Source organism: Staphylococcus sp. LKG4-2, assembly GCF_050955665.1.
Taxonomy (GTDB): Bacteria; Bacillota; Bacilli; order Staphylococcales; family Staphylococcaceae; genus Staphylococcus; species Staphylococcus saprophyticus.
In genome coordinates, this window is the sequence record NZ_CP194532.1 from 1,611,776 (window position 1) to 1,635,326 (window position 23,551).

Here is a 23,551-nt window from a genome sequence, read left to right on the forward strand (position 1 = left end):
CATGAGTGATCGTTTTATAAAATTTAATGATGAACAATTAGACGCTAAGCAAGTCATGATGCTTCAAGATTTAGCCCGACTTTTATTAAAAAATGATCAAACACAAGTAAAAATACAAAAATTTCCATATTATGATCCAATAAACAATACCCTAATTACAAGTTCATTTTGGTCACATAGAGATATAGCAATAGAAACTACAGGATTGAAGACCGATGTCATGCTTGCTGCTTATGGTTATCAAATGATGGATGAACAAATCGTTAATGAAGTGATTCATAATACAACATTTCAACATCCAAAATTTTTCCAGCAACTATTCAAATTACTTGAAGATCAACGTATTTTAAATGCCATTGCAAGACAACGTCCATCGATTCAACCCGCTATTCAAATGCGTAAAGAGGTACGGTTAAATTATACGAAAACACAAATTAAAGTATATAAAACTAAAACCACTTTCACTGACTTACTATTTTTACATTTAGAAGCATCTTTTATAACTGAAAATTTTTATGATATTCCTCAAATCCATCCACATATTGACGATATTTTAAACAATATGTATATGTATTTGCATAATTTTTTCTATAATCAATCGTCTGAAGACAATATGTATTTAGCAGAAAGAATCATGTATCAAATTGATGACATATTAAAAGAAGATATGTTAAATGAGTATTATCACTTACCTAAAAAAGTATACGAAGCGATTGAGGCACTCAAATTCGAAGACTTAACAAGAACTGATGCCAGTAATTCAGATGGCAAATCAGAAGAGCAAAGTGATGACAATACAGTTAGTGAAGACATGGAATCTAACCATCAAGATAGTGCTTCTCAAGGTGGTGCCTATTTAGAAATGGAATTACATGAAGGTGAAAATAGTGAAGTCATGGGGGACAATGATAACGCACGTGAAGGTGATGCAAGCGATGACATGACTGACATGCAAACCAAAAAAGGGAACGGCCTAACCAATAATCAAATCGATGACGATGAGGGCGGTTCAGTCGGACATAATCAAGCTTTTGCATTAAAAGGCATCAATGAGCGAGTTGAAATTAAATGGAATATACCAGATATTGAACCACAATATGTACAAGCATACAAAAACGTTGAATCAGATGTTCAATTTGAAATAAAAGGTTTAATACAAATCATCCAGAAGACCATAGACAGAGAACATGTTGATGAGCGACATAATTTAACTAAAGGCAGACTGCAAAAGAATTTATTAAATTGGTTCATTGATGACCAATACAAATTATTCTATAAAAAACAAGACTTAAGTCAATCTTTCGATGCTACTTTCACGCTACTTATTGATGCTTCAGCAAGTATGCAAGATAAAATGGAAGAAACAATCAAAGGGGTTGTCCTTTTTCATGAAACCTTAAAATCTTTAAATGTCAAACACGAGATTCTAGCCTTTAATGAAGATGCCTTTGATGCTGACGATGCTAACCAACCAAATATTATTGATGAAATCATTTCTTATGATCATTCAACATTAGAAAAAGATGGCCCAAGAATTATGGCGCTTGAACCCCAAGATGATAATAGGGACGGTGTCGCTATTAGAGTTGGAAGTGAGCGTCTAATGCGTCGCTCACATAATCAAAGATTTTTAATTGTATTTTCAGATGGTGAACCGTCTGCCTATAATTATAGTCAAGATGGTATCTTAGATACTTATGAAGCTGTTGAGATGTCTCGTAAAATGGGTATCGAAGTGTTTAATGTCTTCCTTAGTCAAGAACCTATTACAGAAGACATTGAACAAACAATCCATAATATCTATGGTCAATATGCTTTATTTGTTGAAGGTGTTGAAAATTTACCTGCACAATTGTCACCATTATTAAAAAAACTGTTGTTAAAGTCTTTTTAATAAAACAAATAGTTATAAATGGCTTTTATATTTTTAAATATTCTGAAATTTATATAGACGTTATCTAAACAAACATGATAGAATGGATAATATTATTTTATTGGTTAGAAGGAGAACGACATATGAATAAAAATACATGGATTATAGGTTTCACACTATTTGCAATGTTCTTTGGTGCAGGGAACCTCATTTTTCCACCAAACTTAGGCTTCGAAAGTGGGCAATATTTCTGGCCATCCATACTCGCATTTGCATTAACAGGTATTGGATTACCTCTGTTAGGTGTTATTGTAGGTGCATTGGATAAACAAGGTTACATTGGTTCATTAAATAAAATTTCACCTAAATTTTCAATCATATTCTTAATTATTATATATCTTACAATCGGACCACTATTTGCAATTCCACGTACTGCATCTACTTCATTCGAAATGACAGTTACGCCAATAGCAAATACGAATAGTAATTTAGCACTATTTATTTTCACAGTTATTTATTTCTTAATTGTTTTATATTTATGTATTAATCCTAGCAGAATGGTTGATCGAATTGGATCATTATTAACACCCTTACTATTGATCACTATCTTAGCAATGATTGTTAAAGGATTCGTTGATTACGGTAGTAATTCACATAGCCAAGCAACTGATGCTTTCACATCAAACTTCAGTGGTTTTTCACAAGGATTTACGAACGGATATTTAACAATGGATGCGATTGCTGCGATTGCTTTTTCAATGATTGTTGTAAATGCAGTAAAAGCAACGGGCGTCACACATGCAAATAAAATATTCAAACAAACATTGATGGCTGGTATTATTGCTGCCGTAGCACTTATGTTTATTTACATATCATTAGGCTACATCGGCAATCATATGGCAGTTTCTCAAGAAAAAATCGCGAGTTTGACTGCAAATGATCAAAATATCGGTACCTATTTATTAACTACAATGGCAAGTGTTGGATTTGGAACTTTTGGTAAATATTTGTTAGGCATTATTGTTGCTCTTGCTTGTTTAACTACAGCTTGTGGTTTAGTCGTAGCAGTATCAGAGTATTTCCATAGAATTTTCCCAAGAATTTCATACAAAATTTACGTAATTATTTTCACATTAATTAGTTTTATCTTAGCTAATCAAGGCTTAAACTCTGTCATTACAATGTCTGTACCTGTATTGAGTATTGTTTATCCTATTGCGATTACATCCGTACTACTTATTTTATTAGCTCGTTTTGTACCAACAAAACCCATTGCACAACAAATACCAGTCGCTATCGTTTCTATTGTATCAATACTCAGTGTGATCCATACACAAGGTTGGATAAAATTAAGCTTCATTGATAGTTTACCGTTAAAATCATATTCATTAGAATGGTTCCCAATCGCGATTGTAACTACAATTATTGGATATATTGTAGCGGCAATGGTTAAAAAACAAAAACCGATTGTGTATGAAAAAGAATAACTATAATCATCTCTAAAACAAAATATAAATTTTCAAAGAAGATTCCAATTATTTTTGGAATCTTCTTTTACTATTATAAAGCTGTTTTTAAATATTTTTATAATTATAGAATCAAATTATTTTAAATGCCCAATTGATTACTTTTCAAAAGTAAGCTATACTCTTTACTTCAAGTGTTTCGTCATAATTAAACTTTTTAACATTTTGGTCTAAAGCAATGTAAATCGTTTGAAAAAGAAAACACGTAACATAGAGGAGTCGAATAATATTAAATATTCTCAATGGAAAGAAAAACTAGATTGGCCAGTATTTTTAATAAGCGGGGGCATACTTGTCTTATTTGTACTGATGTCATCAATATTCACTAAGACAACATCAACATTAGTTCAAAAAGGATTTCAGCTTTCAATTACATATTTTGGTGCTTTTTGGCAAGTTTTACTGCTAGCTACTTTTGCTGTTGGAGCATTTTTAGCTTTTTCCAAATACGGACGCGTAAGATTAGGTAATGCCTCTAAACCTGAAATGGGTTATTTCAGATGGGCTGCTATTGTAATAACATCTGGTTTAGGAGCTGGTGCGATTTTTTGGGCAGCAGCGGAACCAATGTATTATTTTATAGATGTACCGCCAACAATGGATCCAAATATTAAAAATAGCAGTACTCAAGCCATTCCGGCTGCCATGGCACAAAGCTTTACATCCTGGGGATTCACAGCATGGGCAGTTTATGGTGCAGTCAGTGGCATTATTATTATGTATGCACACTACAATAAAAATATGAAAATGCGTCCACGTACGCTGTTGTATCCAATCTTTGGAAGTAAAATTGAAAAGAATAAAATTGGATGGATGATCGATGTATTTTGTATTTTAGGTGCAGTTGCAGGTACAATTGGCACAATCGGCTTCTTTGGTTTCCAATTTAGTTATTGGTTACATAGTATATTTGGTATCCCAGATAATATTATCACCCAAATTTTATCTGTAGTTGGTTTAATGGTCGTTGTTACAATTTCTGCCACGACAGGTATTGATAAAGGGATACAGTTTTTAAGTAAACTTAATGTATGGCTTGCTTTAGCACTTGCCGTATTTATTTTATTAATAGGGCCTGGCCGTTTTATTATTGATACATTCATTTCTTCTTACGGCGTATATCTTACTCACTTTTTAGAAATTAGTACATTCAGAGGAGATGACAAATGGGCTGGAGCATGGATGTTATTCTTTTTCGGCTGGTTTATTGGTTACGGGCCATTAATGGGCATGTTAGTTGCACGTGTTTCAAAAGGGCGTACAATCAGAGAGATATTCTTACTCGTTTCTATAGTAGCTGCTGTTGTGTCGCACTTATGGTTCTCCATACTTGGTGGTAGTGGCCTCTTTTACGAAACTAAAGATAGTGGGGCGATTAGTAACCCATTAGCTGATAATGGACTGCCAGCAGCAGTTATATCAATCGCATCACATCTACCATTAGGTACTGCACTGGTCATTGTATTATTATTACTAACTTTAATTTTCGTAATCACAACTGCGGATACGATGTCATTCTCAATATCTATGTCAGTAACTGGAGAGGGAGATCCACCTAAAATGATTAGGCTCTTCTGGGTAGTTATTATGGGTGTTATTTCAATTATCTTGATAAATATTGGTGAGGGTAGTATTAACGCTATTCAATCATTTATCATCATCACCGCCGTTCCTATATCAATCATTATGTTACCGGCTATATGGACAGCACCAAAAATTGCTCATAAATTAGCTGTTGAACAAAAAATCACTACTGAAAATAAACAAGATCATACTAAAGATAACATTTTAGAAGAAAGATCTTCAGATAATAAGCACTAAAAAACACGGAATTACTTATCACAGTAATTCCGTGTTTTTATATACTTAATTATTTATTTTCTTTCATATCTAACAATTGATTTTGTAATTCTGTTTCAAGTTCATTTAATTCTGATTCAGCCTGTTTACGTTTCGTACGGCCATGTTCTTGAATTTGTAACGTTTGTTCAATCGTTTCAATGATATCTTTTTGCGTTGTTTTCAATGTTTCAATATCCACAACTCCGCGCTCATTTTCAGTAGTAGTTGCTAGAGCATTTTGTTTCAACAGCTCGGAATTTTTTAGTAATAAATCATTTGTAGTATCCGTAACTGCTTTTTGAGCAGAAACCGCATTACGTTGTCTCATTAATGTCAGTGCGATAGACATTTGATTCTTCCATAATGGAATACTCGTTAATATTGAACTTTGAATTTTTTCTGCAAGTGCTTGATTCACATTTTGTATCATTCGTATTTGTGGGGCAGTTTGTATAGCAATTTGTCTTGATAGTTGTAAATCATAAATACGCTTATCTAAACGATCAACAAATTGTTCCATATCAGAAGCAGCTTGCACATCCATTTGATTTCCCGTAGATTTCGCTTGTTCTCTCAATTTAGGGATTTCATCTTGTTGCAAAACGTATTGCTTGTGTTTAGCAGCTTCTATATATATTGATAACTCATCAAAATAGTCTTTATTCATATCATACAATTCATCCAACATATCTATATCTTTTTTTAAATTGTTTTTATGTTTATCTAGTTCAATTGAGATACGATCAATTTGTGAACCGACAGATTGCATTTTTGAAAATATCTCATTAACTGATGCCTTTGTTCGTTTAAAAATACGCTTCAACTTGGATTGGTTTTCCGGATTTAATTCTTCTGGATTGACCGATTTTAATTTACTCATTAATCCGTTTAATGAGTCACCTACAGGTCCCACATCTGTAGTTTTGACTTCATTTAAAATTCGGTGTGAGAATTGTGACATATTTGATTGCGCTTCCGTACCATAATTTAACAAACCATCATTATCCATTGGTTTAATTTGTTTACTCAATTTATCAATTTTTTGTTGATCTTCATGAGAAAACTGACTTGAACTTTTTATAATTTCAGACTCATTTGCTGAATTTTCATCAATATACTTATCCAATGGATGCGAATTAATCGAGTCTTGCTCTCTAGCCATAAAATTCCACTCCATTCTGCCTTTAATTGTCTATTTATTTGTTGCGTTTCTGCTCAATTTTATTCAATTCCATTTCAATATCTAGCTGGCTATAATCTTCGTCATTAATCCTTCTTAAATCAGCAACCAAAGTTCGTTTCACTTCATCTAATGTGATGCGCGTTTGTTCTAATTTTTGTTTTTCTTCTTTAGATTTTTTAGGTGATTTAGATAATCTCGTATAAGCTTCAATTAAATTTAAAGCATTATCTATATGAGAGTAAAAGAAACTCTCCACCTTGAAAAATGACCCTGGTCGCTGTTTAACAGCAAAATATATTGCACGGGATATACGATATATCTCGTTGACTTGTTTAAAATCTTTAATCGATCTAACATTCACAAATGTTTTAAATATTCTTCTAATTTTATCCTGAGCATTATTTAATTGACCATTTACAAAATGATAATCTCGACGAGACAAACCAATTTCTCTTAGATACTTTCTAGAAGTTAAACGTTGGGTAGGAAAGTAAAATACAATAAATGTTGCAGCAGCTACTAATACATCGAAAATAAAATATATATCTAATGCAAAGATACTAGCAAACCAAGCAATAACTGCTGCTGGTAAAGCAATAATTGTCCCAAAAATACGAGAAATATTATATCTCAAAATTCATCTTCCTTTATATCGTTCTAAATTTTTTCAATGATTGATCATAATCTAATGCTTCTATTGTGTAATCTTCAACATGTGATGCTGGAGAGGCACCTTCTGTAACAGCGTTAATAAATTCAGTTAAGGATGGCTCATCCCCTTGAGCATAAATATCAACATAATTATCAATATTTTCAACAGTACCAACTATATTGTGTTTTTGTGCTATTTTTTCTGTATAATAACGAAAACCTACGCCTTGTACCATTCCAAATACTTTAATATGTTTACGTTGCATAAAATCACCTCTTAATAACATTATACGAAATTTCACTCTACAAAACTAATATTTACGTTTATAATCCAGTTGTATATAGGCCAAAAGTATGAGACAGATAACTTGATTTTGTCGCTTAACTCGTTAGAATATTACACATAGGCAAAAATTGTACGTCTCTGAATTTAAATAATGAATCCTATATTTAGTTTTATTCATATTCTATTTATAAACATGGGGATTTTTATTTAGAGTGAATGTATCATACAACATACATATGTATATCCAATTTGCACTATAAGTCTAAAAGGTATGCATTATAATACCAAAAATTCATTTTAGACTAATTGTGAAAGGGTGAAATAAAATGTGGACAGTTGCAAAAATTCGAGCTGATTATGAAGGCTGGTGGTTATTTAGTGACTGGACTGATCAAATCGTGGAACAGCACAATTTCGAGACTTATGATGCAATGATGGCTTTTTATAATGCTTTAATTTTAAAAAGTAAACGCCACTATGATAATTACTTAGTCGGCAAATACAATATACATGCATTTTATAATAATTGTGAATTAGGATTTTGTGAAGATTGTGATGAAGATTTACAAATATTCTATAGTTATATTGTTTTAAATAATAATGAAGTTTATTATAATTTACCTAACATTGAATAAACAGTTTATTCATATTAGTCTTGCAATTTACTAAAAAATGCTTTATAATTTTAGTCAAGCAATTGTTTTATTCCATATTGCAAAGAATATTGTACGAGTAATTTTTTATAATACTGTGTCATTGTATTTTTTGTAATATGCGAATAACGCATATTGAATGAATATTAGTCTTGGAGGTTTCACATTTATGAAACAAGGTACAGTAAAATGGTTTAACGCTGAAAAAGGTTTTGGTTTTATCGAAGTTGAAGGAGAAAACGACGTATTCGTACACTTCTCAGCAATTAACCAAGAAGGTTATAAATCATTAGAAGAAGGTCAATCAGTTGAATTTGAAGTAGTTGAAGGCGACCGCGGTCCTCAAGCTGCAAACGTTGTAAAACTATAATATAGATGCAATATTGACTTATCTAAAGAACCTTGTTAAAGGTTCTTTTTTTATAGAGCCCCTTATCTCTTTATGAGATTAGGGGCGCTTAATACATGCGAAACCGTATGTATACCATTATATACTTTATCTAATATCTTAATGCATGTATCTACACTATAGGACAATAAAAGGTGACTGAGCTCCTTTTCAGAGACACAGCCACCTTTGGATTATTTAGTATCATTGATAATTAATTGACGTAATGATTGACGTTTAATAACTTCTCTTGCTTTACCATCTTTTAAGAAAAACACAGACGGTTTCTGCATTTGATTATAATTAGATGCCATAGAATAATGGTATGCACCAGTTGAAAGTATCGCTAGATAATCGCCACGCTTCACTGTGCTTGGTAATTGGGCATCTTTTATGATAATATCGCCAGATTCACATAACTTACCAGCGATTGTTACTGTTTCGTCTTTAGGATCATTTCTATTAACTAATAAGGCCTCGTATTTTGCATCATAAAGCGCTGTTCTAATATGATCGCTCATACCGCCATCAATGGAAACATACTTATTGACCTGAGGAATTTCCTTGATTGTTCCAACTTCATATAAAGTAATACCTGCTTCACCGACAATTGAACGACCTGGTTCGATACCAATCTCTGGTACCGGATAATCTGCATCTTCGGCAATTGATTTAATAGCAGCAGTAATCTCTGCGATACCTTCTTCGATAGGGAAACTTACATCACCCTCAACATATTTAATGCTAAAGCCACCGCCTAAGTTAATTAAATCAACTTTGATATCATTTGCTTTCAACCAATTAATCACAATATTAGCAGTTTCAATCATAGCCTCTGTGCCTTCAATTTGAGATCCAACATGGAAATGAACACCTTTGAGGTTTAATTTTTGAGTATCTCGCACTTTTTCAATACCTTGAATAGCTAAGCCGTGCTTAATTGATAAGCCAAATTTACTATCTTCTTGGCCTGTTTGTATAAATTCATGCGTATGGGCTTCAACGCCAGGATTCAATCTTAAAACAACATCAATTTCTTCACTTGCATATCGCTCAATCAGATCGATTTCCTCTAATGAATCAATAACAATGTAACCAACTTTGCTTTCTAAAGCATATTGAATTTCATGTTTTGTTTTGTTGTTACCGTGAAAATGAATATGTTTTGGATCGAAACCAGCTTCTAATGCTGTATATAATTCTCCTTCAGACACTACATCTAATTCAAGTCCTTCTTCTTGTACTAATTTAACCATTTGTAAACATGTGAATGCTTTTGATGCATATGAAATATTGTATGCTAATCCACTTTGTTTGAACGCTTCATGATAACGTCTCATTTGGTTTCTAATTTGTACTTCATCATATACAAAAGTAGGGGTCCCAAAACTTTGCGCTATCGTTTTTAGACTTGTGCCTCCCATTGTAAGTTCGCCATTGCTATTATATTCTACTACCATAATTTATCTATACTCCTTTATTAATGAGTCATGATTCATTGCACTTAATTGTTCTGAATTAGCGCCAACGCCTTTAAAAGTAAATTCATCGACACGTATATGGTTATTATATAGTATCACTTCATCTTGTGCATTGACACTGTCATCAACTTCTACAAACATATGACTCATCATAAGCGCACGAATAGGGTAGCGCTTATGATTTATCAAAGCCTCATGTTGTGCTCTTGCTTTGAGTATACCATCACCATAACCAACATCAACGACTGCCAATTTTGTGTTATTTTTTGTCGCTTCAAAAGCAAAACTGTAACCACAAAATTCTCCCGCATTGACTTCACGCACTTGTATGACATTACCTTTAACTGTTAGCGATTGCTGTATGTCCGATTCATTGATTGTACTATAGGGTCTAGAACCATACAATGCAATACCAATACGCGCATGCGTATGGTTAGGTAATACACCTTGCTCACGATAGTAGCTTGCACTATTCTGTGCATGTATCATCTCAAATTCATATCCTTCATCAAGTAGCGTATCTACAATCTCTAACCACGCGGCGCGCTCTATATTATAATCTGGAACATCAAATTCATCTGCGTATCCAAAATGCGTCCACAAACCACTAATGTGCATTTTATGTTCATTTTTATTCTGATTATGATGGTGAATGACTTCTTTAATTTCATCAAGTGTCTTTAAACCTGAACGATGTAATAAATTTTCATATTCCAAGTGAACTTGTATGTCATATAAGTCGTTAATATTTTCATAATAAAAAGAAAGGGAAGGCAAAGTCATTTGAATCTGATTCTCACGTATCTTATCAAATTCATAAACTGCATTCATCAAAAATATAGTAGCATTTGGCGCTAATTTGCGAATTCGAATTGCTTCTTTAAGTGATGTGGTACTAAATGTATTTATCCCTATATCTAAAAACTGTTCTACTGCAAATTCAAGTCCATAATGGTACGCATTATTTTTTACTACTGCCATTATTTGGTTATCTTGTTTAACATTTTTAGCGTTTTCTTTAAATAATTGTCGGTTTACTGACCATGTGGCTGTCATTGCGATTGCACCTCACTATAAGATTTGAGTATTTGTTCATAGTAATCTGCAATACGTATTAATATAGATTCATTAAAGTTTAAATGAGAAGTGTGTAAACCAGTCACGTATCCTTTTGGTTCATCTCGAACTCCAACAAATACAAAATAGCTTGGTGCAATTTGACTATAGAAACTAAAGTCTTCACCAAATAAGTAAGGCGTAGGTTTATCAATCACTTCAAACTCAGCATTTACTAATCCATTTTCAACATGTTTGCGTAATTGAGGATCATTAAAAGTAGGAGGGTAACCTTCTTCAAATTTCACTTCACACTCGACATTAAATAATAATTTAACGCTTTCGCTAATTTTCGTCATTTGCTGTTTTACAATCTCTAAATCTTTCACATCATATGTTCTAATAGTACCTTCTAAATAGCCGTTACTTGGAACCGTATTTATGGCTTCACCAGCTTCAAAATGTCCCATATGGACAATGTTTCGTTTCAATCCATTTAAATGATATTGCTGTATCTGTCCTACTTGAGTCAATACATGTTGTAATGCCTCACCGCATGAATGCCCTTGCTCTTTATCAGCAACATGACTTGAAAGACCATGCAAATAGAATCTATACTCTGTAGCACTTGCTGTAATTTCTTCATCTCTAATCACAACACGGCCTTCATTTTCAAATGGCATGACATGTATACCAAAAACTGCTTCAATAGGATATTTTTCAAATGCACCAGCACGTATTAAACGATTCGCGCCACCTCCAGTTTCTTCTGCAGGTTGAAATATGAAGACGATATTTTGAGGAAGTTCGCCCTTATCAGCTAAATTTTTACATCGTTTAACAAATAGCATAAGGGCAGTTGTATGGCCATCATGTCCACAAGCATGCATAACATGATCTACTTCACTTCGGTAGGATACGTTATTTTCTTCGTAAATCGGTAATGCATCTATATCAGCACGATATGCAATCGTATGTGTACTATTTCCAGATAAATAGGCGATAACGCCTGTATCTAAGGGACGTTCATATGGCACACCTAAATCATCTAAAAAATGCGCAATATACTTTGTTGTTTCATATTCATGTAAACTTAATTCTGGATGCTTATGTAAATAACGTCTATGTTCTGTTACAAATTCCAACTCAGTCATCGATATCAAATCCTTTAAATTATTATATTAATTACACTAAATAAGCATAATTGCTAGTTTGCTATGTATTATGTATAAAGTTTGTTTTGAATTTATAAAAATAGGAGGATAGACAAACTTATCGAAACAAAGCGTAGTTTAACACTTAGCAATAGATAAGGGGAGACATCATAGTAAAATAGATATTGTCTCGTCTAAACCTCCTATATTCAACAAAATAATTCCGTATCATTTTGTGTAAAATACATACGGTAATATATAACTTGTATAAGTTTATATACTTAGTACTCTAGTCGTTTAATTTTCTTAGTGCCGAAACGATTTCACGTTTTGAATCTTCGACTTCAGTTGTTTGTTTAATCACTTTTGCTGGCGTACCAGCTACAACTGCGCCTGCGGGTACATCTTGAGTAACAATGGCACCAGCAGCGACAATGGCACCGGCACCGACACACACACCTTCAAGAATGACTGCATTAGCACCAATAAGTACGTCATCTTCAATAACAACAGGTGAAGCACTTGGTGGTTCGATAACACCAGCTAAAACTGAACCAGCACCGACATGTACATTTTTACCTGTTGTAGCACGTCCGCCTAATGTAGCATTCATATCAACCATTGTGCCTTCTCCAACAACAGCACCGATATTAATTGTTGCGCCCATCATGATTACAGCACCATCTTCAATAATGGCTTGTTCACGAATAAATGCACCAGGTTCAATACGTGCATTCGTATTTGTTAAATCTTTCAATGGAATAGCTGAGTTGCGTCGATCCATTTCAACTTCAATTTCATCAATAACTGATTGATTAGACTCATAAAATGGTTTCCAATCATCTGCTTCACAAAAAATAACTTTGGAATCAGATGAACCAAATACTTTAAAATCACTTGGGAAAGTAATGTTTTCAAAATCACCATTGATGTAGACTTTTAATGGTGTAGATTTTTTTGCATCACTTATATATTGAATAATTTCTTCTGCCGTTAAATGTTGTACCATAATTAAATTCGCTCCTTAGGGTTTATAAGTTATCAAATGTATAATAACCATTTTTATTTTGAACTAGTTTTTCTGCTGCGCCAATCGCACCGTTGGCAAATATATCTTTAGATTGTGCGCGGTGTGTAATTTCAATTGTTTCATCCGTACCTGCAAAAACCACATCATGTTCTCCAACAATCGTGCCGCCACGAATAGAATGAATACCTATTTCATCTTGGGTACGTTTTTCAGTCGTTTCATGTCTATCATATACAGGCGTTGTAGTCTCACGTAAAGACTCAATAACATCATATAATTTCACTAATGTACCACTCGGTGCATCAACTTTTTTATTATGATGTGCTTCTGTAAGTTCAATATCAAAATCTTGCAAGAGCGGTACAGCTGCTTCTAAGATTTTTGTAAGTGCATGTACACCATAACTCATATTCGCACTGAAAAACACTGGCATATCTGTACTCAACGCTTTTAATTTATCTATGATTTGTTCTTTCTCACCCGTTGTAGCAATGACAACTGGTAAATTAAAGTCTTCTTCTAATAATGGTAAGAGTAGTTCAGGATTTGAAAAGTCAATAGCAACATCCGCTTCTGTAGCCTCTGAAATATGTTCAAAAGTAGGGTAGGGATAGTGCTTTTCACTGTTTCTCACAATAACCCCAACGATTTCGTGATTTTTCTCTTCTGCTAACCTTGCTACGCGTTGATTCATAGCACCATATCCAATTAATAAAATCTTCATGAATTTCCACCTACTTTAAATTGTTCGTAAGCTTGTTCTAATTTTTGGCGATCACTGTCTTCAAGTGTAACAAGTGGTAAGCGTACTTCATAGTTACCAAATCCTTCAACTGCTGTTAATGCTTTTACAGGAATAGGGTTAACATCTACTGCTAACGCATCTAATAACGTTTGAATAGGCTGGAATTGAGACTGTATGTTTTCGTCATTTTGTTTTGCATCATATAAAGATTGGAAAGCATTTGGAATAACATTGGCAACCACCGAGATAACACCGTGACCACCTTGATTGAAATAATCAACAATATTATCGTCGTTGCCACTATATAAAGCAAACTCATCTAAATTAAGGCGTTGTTTTAAGTCTTCTAAGTAATCAAAATCATTTGTCGCATCTTTTAATGCAACGATATACTCATTTTCACTTAAAGTTTCCACTGTTTCTGCATCGATTGTCATATTAGTACGTGACGGTACATTATATAATACAACCGGCAATTTCACTGCATCTGCAATTGTTGTAAAGTGGGCAATTAAACCTCTTTGATTTGTCTTGTTATAGTATGGTGTAATAAGCATAATCGCATCAGCACCAATTTCTCTTGCACGCACAGAAGCTTGAATAGACTTTTGAGTATTATTCGTACCAGTACCTGCAATGACAGGCACACGACCATCCACAACATTGACAACGACTTCTAAAATTTGATCCTTCTCTTCATCAGTTAATGTTGGATTCTCAGCTGTAGTTCCATTGACTACGATTGATTTTGCATTATTATCTAGTAAATATTTCACATGTCTTCTCAATGCATCAAAGTCAACTTCATTGTGTGTAAATGGCGTTGCTAGTGCAACACCTACACCTTCAAATATATGTCCCATATTATTTTACTCCTTTCAAGCTCATAACTTGTTCAAGTATTTGTACTGCATTTAATGCTGCACCTTTTAATAAGTTGTCAGAAGTACACCATACATGGAAAGTATTGTCTAAGCTATCGTCACGACGAATGCGTCCAACAAAGATTTCATCTCTACCAGTTGAATGAATTGCTAATGGATATTCATTGTTTTGAGGATTATCTACAAGTACAACACGATCATCTTTTTCAAATAACTCTTGAATGGCTGAAACTGTTGCTTCTTTTTCTAATGTTACACTCATGTGTACACTATGACTGTCTTGTACAGGTACACGGACGCAAGTAGCTGTTACTTTTAAATGATCATCTTGTAAAATTTTACGTGTTTCATCAATCATTTTTTGTTCTTCTTTTGTATACCCATCTTCGAGAAAAGTATCTATATGTGGTAACACATTATTATAAATAGAGTGAGGGTATGCCTCTGGCGCTTTACCATTTGCTCCTTCAGCTAAATCTTGTTTACCTTTCACTCCTGAACCAGATACTGCTTGATAAGTTGTATATGCAACACGTTTTAATCCAAATGCTTCTTGTAATGGTTTAAGTGGCACGACAGATTGAATCGTAGAACAGTTTGGATTGGCAATGATTTTTCTATCTAATTTAGGTTCATTCACTTCTGGTACTATTAAATCAATACCTTCAGTCATTCTCCATTGACTAGAGTTGTCAATCACGATAGCTCCTGCTTGTTCGAAAATAGGAGAATAATGTTCACTTGTACTACCACCCGCACTCATTAATACATAATCAAAAGGTTCACTAGCTGCTTCATCAGTCAATTCACGTACTGTGTATGTTTTACCTTGAAATTCAATTTGTTCTCCCGCTGATCGCGCTGAAGAGAATAATACTAATTCATCAAAGACAATGCCTTTTCTATCTACTGTTTCTAACATTTTTCTTCCTACTAATCCTGTTGCACCTGCAATAGCTAATCTAGTCATATACAAAACACTCCATTTTTTATTAGTTGATTTTAAAAAGTTTTGAAAATTCAGATATCAAAAGCTTGATATAAAGTCTGTACAGCACGTTCACCGTTTTCAGCATCGATGACACATGAAATACTAATTTCCGATGTTGTCGTTTGATAAAATGAGATATCATTTTCAATTAAAGTAATAAATGCTTTTGAAGCTACACCAGACATATCTCTCATACCTGAACCTATTAAAGAAATTTTAACGTATTCTTCATTAATTCTGAAGTCCAAGGCACTAAAGTCTTCTTTTAAAGTTTCCAGTATAGATGAAATTTGTGCAACATCCGTATCTTTAATTGTAAAAGACATTTGTAAGCCTTCTAAATTAACAATTTGAGATATCATATCTACATTTACAGAACCATCTTCTAATTGACTGAATAATTTTGTGAGTAATTTATTATCTGGTAAGGGGTAACTAATTGTAACATGCATCATATGTGTATCTAATGCAACGCCTGTGACGGCTTTCTTTTCTAAAATTTCTGTTTGTGGCATAATCCATGTTCCTTTCACATTTGATAAAGTTCTACCTAAATATAGGGGAATGTTATAATTATTTGCTAATTCAACACTTCTTGTTTCTAATACGCCTGCACCTAAAGCACTCATTTCCATCATTTCTTCATACGATACATAATCGAGTCGCTTCGCATCTTTATATAGGCGAGGATCTGTAGCATAAACACCATCCACATCTGTATAAATTTCACAAGGCGTATGATTACTCGCAGCTAATGCAACAGCAGTCGTATCAGAACCTCCACGTCCTAAAGTCGTTACTTCTAAATCATCATTAATACCTTGGAAACCAGCCACAACAAGCACGTCATTTTCTTCAAATGCTTGTTCAAATGTTTCAGGATTAATTTCAGCTATACGACTTTTCAAATGGTGCCCAACCGTTTTGATACCAGCTTGATAACCTGTCATAGCTTTAGCTCGAACGCCAATGTCATTCAAAACCATCGATAAGTATGAAACGGTTTGTTGTTCACCAGTTGTGAGTAATAGCGCTAATTCTTGATCCTTTGGACTAGTGGTTAATGTAGATACATTTGCCATTAACTCATCGGTCGTTTTACCCATAGCACTTACTACGACAATAAGTTGTTCTCCTTGTGCAATTCTCAAACTTAACATCTCAGCTATATTTTTAATTTTAGTAAAATCACTAACTGAAGAACCACCAAATTTCAAAACACTTCTTTCCAAATTCATATCCTCCTCGTTGAATAGGGGAGAATCACAGTTATATAAAAAAAGAACAAGTCCGAAATGCGAACCTGTTCTATATTATATATACAAGTGATGCACTCCATTATCTTAAAATAATGACAGACTCTTAGCTCTTAACCATAAAGTCCAACATGTTATAAGCTGCTATTATAACCGTTTCGGCATCTCACCCTTTCAAAATTAGCTGCTAGCAGTCAGATTCTTCTAATCTTTACTAATGATTGATGCGCCTCATCAAAACCTTATTAAATTTTGTTTATGTTTTACATTATACATAGGCTTACATGTACTGTAAACCGCTTTTCTTTAATTTTTTAAATTTACTGAAAAATATGACATTTAAGGAGTGTTTTTTACCTCAAGAGTGTAAAATGATATCTTTTCGAGGTATTGCTTTTTTAAAACACAAAATGATGATTCTTTTAAAATTCCTCGTACGATGCCGGATCTTGACCTTTTAGTCGGCCATCTTGCTGTGTCAGACTATTAATTTTATCAATATCTTGTTGTTCTAAAGTAAAATCAAATATATCTTTATTTTGAATTTGTCGCGCAATCGATGTTGATTTAGGAATAGGGACAACACCATTTTGTACATGCCATTTTAAAATGATTTGAGGGATTGTTTTATTATATTTTTCTGCTATAACAGCAACATCTTTATCCTTAATCACCTCAGATGCACGACCTAAAGGACTCCAGGCTTGTGTAATGATGCCTTTTTGATTATGATATTCAATCATGTCCTGCTGATTAAAATAGGGGTGCAGTTCAATTTGATTTACTACAGGCAACACGCCTGTTTCTTTTTCTAAAGTTTCAATATGTTCTGGTAAGAAATTACAAACACCAATAGATTTTATCAAGCCAGCTTTTTGTGCATCTATCATTGCTTGCCATGCTTCTACATACTTGCCTTGTTTAGGATTAGGCCAGTGGATTAAGTATAAATCTAAATACTCAACACCTAGACGGTAGATTGATTCTTGGATTGCAACCATAGCTGCATCATAATCTTGATAACGACCTGGTAATTTTGAAGTAATGATAACTTGATCTCTTGTCACATGACTATTGTCAATCGCTTTGCCCACAGTACCTTCGTTTTCATAATTATATGCTGTATCTAACAAGCGATATCCTTGATTTAATGCATTCGTTATTGCGTGTGCACCATGCGCACCATTAAGCTTATATGTACCAAATCCAATTTGAGGTAATACTTGACCGTCAATCATATTTAAATTTTTCATTTAAACATTCCTCCTACAGTTAATTAATTATGATTATATAATTGTGAAAATGCTTTTTAAAGCAATCGGCCTATACCTCTTTTTAAAGTAGGGGAATGAAAAAACGTGACACAAGTCTATTTTCAAAAATGTGATGTCATAACTACAATAATTAGGTGATGATATGAAAAAAGCGTCTAAAACATTTATGTCTTAGACGCTTAAATATGATTACAATTATTTAGCTAATACACCAGTTTCTTCTAAATAGGCTTCATAAGAAATCTCTTTTGAAACTGCACCAGCAGGATTTAAATCAATAACACGGTTCGCGATTGTGTTAATAAATTCAAAATCATATGACGTAAAGATGATTGAACCTTTGAAGTTCTTTAATCCATCATTTACCGCAGTAATACTTTCTAAATCTAAATGGTTTGTCGGTTCGTCTAACAATAGCACGTTTGCACTTGATAGCATCATTTTACTTAGCATACAACGTACTTTTTCTCCACCTGAAAGCACACTTGCTTTTTTCTTAACTTCTTCACCACTAAATAGCATACGTCCTAAGAAGCCACGTAAGAATGTTTCAGTTTGTTCGTCTTCCGGTGCATACTGACGTAACCAATCTACTAGATTCATGTCTACACCTTCAAAGTAGTCAGAGTTATCTTTAGGGAAGTAACTACGTGAAGTTGTGACACCCCATCTTACTGAACCTTCATCTGGTTCCATCTCACCAGCTAAGATTTTCAATAATGTTGATTTAGCAAATTCACTATCTCCAATTAATACAGCTTTATCATTAGGATCCATTGTAAATGAAATATTGTCTAGAACTTTAACACCATCAATTGTTTTTGAAAGGTTTTCTACAAACAATAAGTCATTCCCAATTTCACGTTCTGGAGTGAATTTAACAAATGGGTAACGACGCGATGAAGGTTGAATATCATCGAGTTCGATTTTTTCAAGTTGTTTCTTACGACTTGTTGCTTGTTTTGATTTTGAAGCATTTGCAGAGAAACGCGCAACGAAATCTTGTAATTCTTTGATTTTTTCTTCTTTTTTCTTATTTTGATCTTGTGCCATTTTCATTGCTAATTCACTAGATTGATACCAAAAATCATAGTTACCAACGTAAACTTTAATTTTCCCATAATCTAAATCGGCAATGTGAGTACATACGTTATTTAAAAAGTGTCTGTCATGAGAAACTACAATAACTGTATTTTCAAAATTAATTAAGAAATCTTCTAACCAACTAATTGCAGGGATATCTAAACCATTGGTAGGCTCATCTAGTAGCAATACGTCTGGTTTACCAAAAAGACTTTGAGCCAATAAGACTTTAACTTTTTGATTATTTTCTAATTCTGACATTGTTTTATCTTGTAAATCTGCTTTTATACCAAGACCAGATAGTAGGGAACCAGCATCTGCTTCTGCATTCCATCCATCCATTTCTGCAAATTCGCCTTCTAATTCTGCTGCTCTAATACCATCTTCATCGCTGAAATCAGGTTTCATATAGATCTCATCTTTTTCTTTCATAACAGCATACAAACGTTCGTGACCTTTAATAACAACATCTATAACACGTTCATCTTCAAATGCAAAATGATCTTGTTTTAATACTGCTAAACGTTCATTTTTCCCCATTGAAACATGACCAGTTTGTGCATCTAATTCTCCAGATAAAATTTTCAAGAACGTTGATTTACCTGCACCATTTGCACCTATCAAACCATAGCAATTGCCATCTGTAAATTTAATATTTACATCTTCAAATAGCTTACGATCGCCAAATCGTAAACTTACATCAGTAACTTGTAACATGCATTTACTCCTTTTCGTTAATCTACCGCACAAATTATAACACACTTATCTTGCACTTTCGACCTTTCGCGCTAGACTAATGCTTGTTTTCCTATAGCATGTTATAATATAGAAGAATAAATTTTATGAACGAAGGAGAAAAGTATGGCCCAAGATGAAAAAGATATTGTAGGTTCAATAGAATTCCTTGAAGTTGTAGGTTTAGAAGGTTCCACTTACAAATTAAAAGGACCCAATGGTGAAGAAGTTAAATTAAACCAATCTGAAATTAATGATGAAGATGAACTACAAATAGGTGAAGAATATAGCTTTTTTGTATATCCTAATAGATCAGGTGCATTATTCGCTACTCAAAATATGCCTGACATTACTACGAATAAATATGATTTTGTAAAAGTTTTAAAAACTGATAGAGATGGTGCACACGTAGATGTTGGGTTACCACGAGAAGTACTGATTCCTTGGGAAGATCTTCCGAAAGTTAAAGATGTTTGGCCAGTACAAGGTGATGAACTATTTGTTACTTTACGTATCGACAGAGATAACAACATGTTTGCTCGATTAGCGACAGAAACAATCGTTGAACAAATGTATACACCTGTGTTCGATGACGAGAAGCAAAACCAAGTGATAGAAGCAAGACCTTATCGTTTACTAAGAATTGGCAGTTTCTTACTATCTAAAGATGGTTATAAAATATTCGTTCATGAAACAGAACGTAAAGAAGAACCTCGATTAGGTGAAAATGTTAGCGTTCGTATCATTGGTCATAATGAAAAAGGGGAACTAAATGGCTCATTCTTACCCTTAGCACATGAGCGATTAGATGATGATGGCCAACATATATTTGACTTATTAGTTGAATATGATGGGGAGTTACCTTTTTCAGACAAATCTAGTCCAGAAGCAATCAAAGAAATATTTAATATGAGTAAAGGCTCATTCAAGAGAGCAATAGGCCATCTTTATAAAAATAAAATTATCACGATCGAAAGTGGTAAAATTGCCTTAACCCAAAAAGGTTGGGGAAGAATCGAAAAATAGTTTCTTCTATTATAAAGCAGTGAACGATTGAATTAATGATATTTAAATCACACTTCATTATTTAAGCACTTTATTACAATTGCTATTCATTGATTCAGTAAAACATCATACAGTAATCAATATTAAAACCTAAAAATACTACTTTTTTGTAGTTATTTTTAGGTTTTTTTGTATTTTAATATTACAAATTCAAAACTTCTGTAATATTAAAAGAGGAGTAGAACGTTGATTTAAAGCGATTTTTGAACCAAAGTGATCACCTCACATTACAAATATAAATATTGTAAACAACAACAATAATTCCTTAACAAAACATTTACATTATCTATATTTGTATTTAATAAAAGGTGTGTAGTATAGAGAATGTAAGAAATACATATAACTTTTGGGTTATTCACTTATTAGGAGGATGTTTCAATGAAAAAATGGCAATTATTTGGTACTACAGCAATCGGTGCTTCACTTTTATTAGGTGCTTGTGGCGGCGGAGGTAACGCTGATTCAGGTAAAGGCGAAGGAGAAGTTAAAGGCGATGGCTCATCAACAGTAGGTCCAATCATTGAAAAACTTAACGAAAAATTTGCTAAAGATAATAAAGATGTAACAGTATCATCAGGTACTTCAGGTACAGGTGGGGGATTTGAAAAATTCATCTCAGGTAGCACTGATTTTTCAAATGCATCTAGACCAATAAAAGATGAAGAAAAGAAAAAATTGGATGACAAAGGTATTAAATACGATGAATTCAAAATTGCTCAAGACGGTGTAACAATCACAGTCAATAAAGATAATGATTTCGTTGACGAACTTACTAAAGAACAACTTAAAGAAATTTACTCAGGTAAAGCTAAAACTTGGAAAGATGTAAATCCAAAATGGCCATCTAAAGAGATCAAAGCTTACTCACCTGACCAATCACATGGTACTTACGATTTCTTCACTGAAGAAGTTATGGACAAAGGGGATATCAAAGCAGAGAAAAATGCTGATACAAATGTAATTGTACAATCTGTTCAAAAAAATAAACAAGGTATTGGTTACTTCGGTTATAACTTCTATGAACAAAATAAAGATAAATTAAAAGAAGTTAAAGTTAAAGATGATTCAGGTAAAACAACTGAACCAACTAAGAAAACTATCCAAGATGGTTCATATGCATTGAGTAGACCATTGTATATCTACACTAACGAGAAAAAATTAAAAGATAACAAAGGATTCCAAGACTTCATGAAATTTGTTCTTGAAGACAAAGGTAAATCAGCTGAAGATGCAGGATTTGTTGCATTACCTAAGAAAGACTACACAGAACAACAATCTAAATTAGATGACATCATTGGTAAAGATAGTAAAAAAGACGACGACAAAGACAGTAAATAATTATAGTAAGATCGTTTAGGGTTGGGATTCTGGAATGGGGCAAAGTTAGATTCGTACGCTACTTTGTCATTTTTCCAGACCCAACTTTTTTAAATGATTGGGAGTTTACAAGAAGGAAGGAATTCACATGGCGAATAATAATCTCTCCGTAAGTGAAATGATTGAAAAAAACAACGCTAAAAAGAATGGTACAAGCGATAAAATTGCACCGCTCATTTTAGGAATCATTGCAGTTTTTTCTATTTTAGCAACTATCGGAATTATCGTGACACTTTTAACTGAAACAATTACATTCTTTACACGAGTTTCATTTGCAGACTTTTTCCTAACAATGGACTGGAATCCATTTTCATCAACACCTAAATATGGTATTTGGGCATTGATTCTAGGTACATTGAAAATTACAGTTATCGCGACTATTGTAGCTGTACCAATTGGTTTAGGTGCTGCACTTTACTTAAGTGAATATGCTTCAAGTAGAGCAAGAAGCATTATCAAACCTATACTAGAAATCTTATCAGGTATTCCAACAATTGTATTTGGTTTCTTTGCACTTACATTCGTAACGCCTATACTACGTTCTGTCTTTCCAGAACTAGGTAGTTTCAACTCTATCAGTCCCGGAATTGTAGTAGGTGTCATGATTATACCTTTAATTTCAAGTATGAGTGAAGATGCTATGTCATCTGTACCAAATAAAATGCGCGAGGGTGCTTTAGGCTTAGGCGCTACTAAATTTGAAGTTGCAACTAAGGTTGTTTTACCTGCTGCAACATCAGGTATCATGGCTTCAATTGTATTAGCAATTTCTCGTGCAATCGGTGAAACGATGATTGTATCATTAGCTGCAGGTAGTACACCGTCTGCATCATTAGATTTAACAGGATCTATTCAAACAATGACTGGTTATATCGTGCAAGTAGCAACAGGTGATGCGACATTCGGTTCAGATATTTATTACAGTATTTATGCAGTAGGTTTTACATTATTCTTATTCACATTAATTATGAACTTAATTTCACATTGGATTACGAAACGTTTCAGAGAGGAGTATTAA

The 23,551-nt window shown here is 33.4% G+C and carries 21 protein-coding genes and 1 riboswitch; of the genes, 8 read left to right on the forward strand and 13 right to left on the reverse strand.

Annotated elements, in window-relative coordinates:
• Window position 1: 1 nt before the first annotated feature.
• From ACM6UH_RS08020 to ACM6UH_RS08030, 3 genes are all read left to right on the forward strand, one after another.
• Window positions 2-1,894 carry a vWA domain-containing protein gene (locus ACM6UH_RS08020; protein ID WP_048787358.1) on the forward strand — a complete coding sequence of 631 codons (1,893 nt, stop codon included), beginning with the start codon at window positions 2-4 and terminating at the stop codon, window positions 1,892-1,894.
• A gap of 122 nt (window positions 1,895-2,016) precedes the next feature.
• A complete protein-coding gene (gene brnQ3 / locus ACM6UH_RS08025) occupies window positions 2,017-3,360 on the forward strand; it encodes a branched-chain amino acid-like transporter carrier protein BrnQ3 (RefSeq protein ID WP_061050602.1) in 1,344 nt (447 codons plus the stop codon).
• Between the two features lie 228 nt (window positions 3,361-3,588).
• Window positions 3,589-5,220: a BCCT family transporter gene (locus ACM6UH_RS08030; RefSeq protein ID WP_011303124.1), complete on the forward strand. Its 1,632-nt coding sequence runs from the start codon at window positions 3,589-3,591 to the stop codon at window positions 5,218-5,220.
• Between the two features lie 49 nt (window positions 5,221-5,269).
• Here ACM6UH_RS08030 and ACM6UH_RS08035 read toward each other — a convergent pair whose 3' ends face one another.
• Genes ACM6UH_RS08035 through ACM6UH_RS08045 form a run of 3 tightly spaced genes read right to left on the reverse strand, consistent with a single transcriptional unit; the run spans window position 5,270 to window position 7,341 of the window.
• Window positions 5,270-6,403 carry a toxic anion resistance protein gene (locus ACM6UH_RS08035; RefSeq protein WP_047503758.1) on the reverse strand — a complete coding sequence of 378 codons (1,134 nt, stop codon included), beginning with the start codon at window positions 6,401-6,403 and terminating at the stop codon, window positions 5,270-5,272.
• A gap of 34 nt (window positions 6,404-6,437) precedes the next feature.
• Window positions 6,438-7,058, reverse strand: coding sequence for a 5-bromo-4-chloroindolyl phosphate hydrolysis family protein (locus ACM6UH_RS08040; protein ID WP_047503755.1), 621 nt, complete (start codon window positions 7,056-7,058; stop codon window positions 6,438-6,440).
• A gap of 13 nt (window positions 7,059-7,071) precedes the next feature.
• The gene (locus tag ACM6UH_RS08045; RefSeq protein ID WP_011303127.1) at window positions 7,072-7,341 is read right to left on the reverse strand and encodes an acylphosphatase; all 270 of its coding nucleotides are present in this window, start codon (window positions 7,339-7,341) and stop codon (window positions 7,072-7,074) included.
• Between the two features lie 346 nt (window positions 7,342-7,687).
• Here ACM6UH_RS08045 and msaA point away from each other — a divergent pair, with 346 nt between their 5' ends.
• Window positions 7,688-7,996, forward strand: coding sequence for a regulatory protein MsaA (gene msaA, locus ACM6UH_RS08050; protein ID WP_011303128.1), 309 nt, complete (start codon window positions 7,688-7,690; stop codon window positions 7,994-7,996).
• 187 nt (window positions 7,997-8,183) lie between these two features.
• Entirely contained in the window at window positions 8,184-8,384 is a 201-nt protein-coding gene (gene cspA, locus ACM6UH_RS08055) for a cold shock protein CspA (protein WP_001831260.1), read from the forward strand.
• 212 nt (window positions 8,385-8,596) lie between these two features.
• On the opposite strand, the gene lysA is transcribed toward cspA, so the two are convergent.
• The 10 genes from lysA to ACM6UH_RS08105 form a co-directional block, all read right to left on the reverse strand.
• On the reverse strand, window positions 8,597-9,862 hold the full coding sequence (lysA, locus tag ACM6UH_RS08060) for a diaminopimelate decarboxylase (RefSeq protein ID WP_047503752.1): 1,266 nt from the start codon (window positions 9,860-9,862) through the stop codon (window positions 8,597-8,599).
• A gap of 3 nt (window positions 9,863-9,865) precedes the next feature.
• Entirely contained in the window at window positions 9,866-10,939 is a 1,074-nt protein-coding gene (locus ACM6UH_RS08065; RefSeq protein WP_011303130.1) for an alanine racemase, read from the reverse strand.
• The gene (locus tag ACM6UH_RS08070; protein WP_048787356.1) at window positions 10,936-12,093 is read right to left on the reverse strand and encodes a M20 metallopeptidase family protein; all 1,158 of its coding nucleotides are present in this window, start codon (window positions 12,091-12,093) and stop codon (window positions 10,936-10,938) included. The genes ACM6UH_RS08065 and ACM6UH_RS08070 overlap by 4 nt, the downstream gene beginning before the upstream one ends.
• A gap of 289 nt (window positions 12,094-12,382) precedes the next feature.
• Complete coding sequence (gene dapD / locus ACM6UH_RS08075) at window positions 12,383-13,102, reverse strand: 2,3,4,5-tetrahydropyridine-2,6-dicarboxylate N-acetyltransferase (protein WP_047503746.1); 720 nt, start codon at window positions 13,100-13,102, stop codon at window positions 12,383-12,385.
• 22 nt (window positions 13,103-13,124) lie between these two features.
• Window positions 13,125-13,847: a 4-hydroxy-tetrahydrodipicolinate reductase gene (dapB, locus tag ACM6UH_RS08080; protein ID WP_048787355.1), complete on the reverse strand. Its 723-nt coding sequence runs from the start codon at window positions 13,845-13,847 to the stop codon at window positions 13,125-13,127.
• On the reverse strand, window positions 13,844-14,731 hold the full coding sequence (gene dapA, locus ACM6UH_RS08085; RefSeq protein WP_011303134.1) for a 4-hydroxy-tetrahydrodipicolinate synthase: 888 nt from the start codon (window positions 14,729-14,731) through the stop codon (window positions 13,844-13,846). Before dapA ends, dapB begins: the two co-directional genes overlap by 4 nt.
• 1 nt (window position 14,732) lies before the next feature.
• On the reverse strand, window positions 14,733-15,722 hold the full coding sequence (locus tag ACM6UH_RS08090; protein WP_011303135.1) for an aspartate-semialdehyde dehydrogenase: 990 nt from the start codon (window positions 15,720-15,722) through the stop codon (window positions 14,733-14,735).
• Window positions 15,723-15,772: 50 nt separating this feature from the next.
• Window positions 15,773-16,981 (reverse strand): aspartate kinase, encoded by a 1,209-nt coding sequence (locus ACM6UH_RS08095; RefSeq protein WP_011303136.1) that lies wholly within the window; start codon window positions 16,979-16,981, stop codon window positions 15,773-15,775.
• An 82-nt stretch (window positions 16,982-17,063) separates the two neighbouring features.
• A riboswitch (Lysine riboswitch) is annotated at window positions 17,064-17,242 on the reverse strand.
• A gap of 179 nt (window positions 17,243-17,421) precedes the next feature.
• Window positions 17,422-18,252 carry an aldo/keto reductase gene (locus tag ACM6UH_RS08100; protein ID WP_011303137.1) on the reverse strand — a complete coding sequence of 277 codons (831 nt, stop codon included), beginning with the start codon at window positions 18,250-18,252 and terminating at the stop codon, window positions 17,422-17,424.
• Window positions 18,253-18,468: 216 nt separating this feature from the next.
• Window positions 18,469-20,073 carry an ABC-F family ATP-binding cassette domain-containing protein gene (locus ACM6UH_RS08105; protein WP_002483328.1) on the reverse strand — a complete coding sequence of 535 codons (1,605 nt, stop codon included), beginning with the start codon at window positions 20,071-20,073 and terminating at the stop codon, window positions 18,469-18,471.
• A 144-nt stretch (window positions 20,074-20,217) separates the two neighbouring features.
• Here ACM6UH_RS08105 and cvfB point away from each other — a divergent pair, with 144 nt between their 5' ends.
• The 3 genes from cvfB (at window position 20,218) to pstC (ending at window position 23,551) form a co-directional block, all read left to right on the forward strand.
• Complete coding sequence (gene cvfB / locus ACM6UH_RS08110; protein WP_002483329.1) at window positions 20,218-21,117, forward strand: RNA-binding virulence regulatory protein CvfB; 900 nt, start codon at window positions 20,218-20,220, stop codon at window positions 21,115-21,117.
• A 417-nt stretch (window positions 21,118-21,534) separates the two neighbouring features.
• Complete coding sequence (locus tag ACM6UH_RS08115) at window positions 21,535-22,494, forward strand: PstS family phosphate ABC transporter substrate-binding protein (RefSeq protein WP_048787354.1); 960 nt, start codon at window positions 21,535-21,537, stop codon at window positions 22,492-22,494.
• Window positions 22,495-22,621: 127 nt separating this feature from the next.
• Window positions 22,622-23,551: a phosphate ABC transporter permease subunit PstC gene (gene pstC / locus ACM6UH_RS08120; protein WP_061050603.1), complete on the forward strand. Its 930-nt coding sequence runs from the start codon at window positions 22,622-22,624 to the stop codon at window positions 23,549-23,551.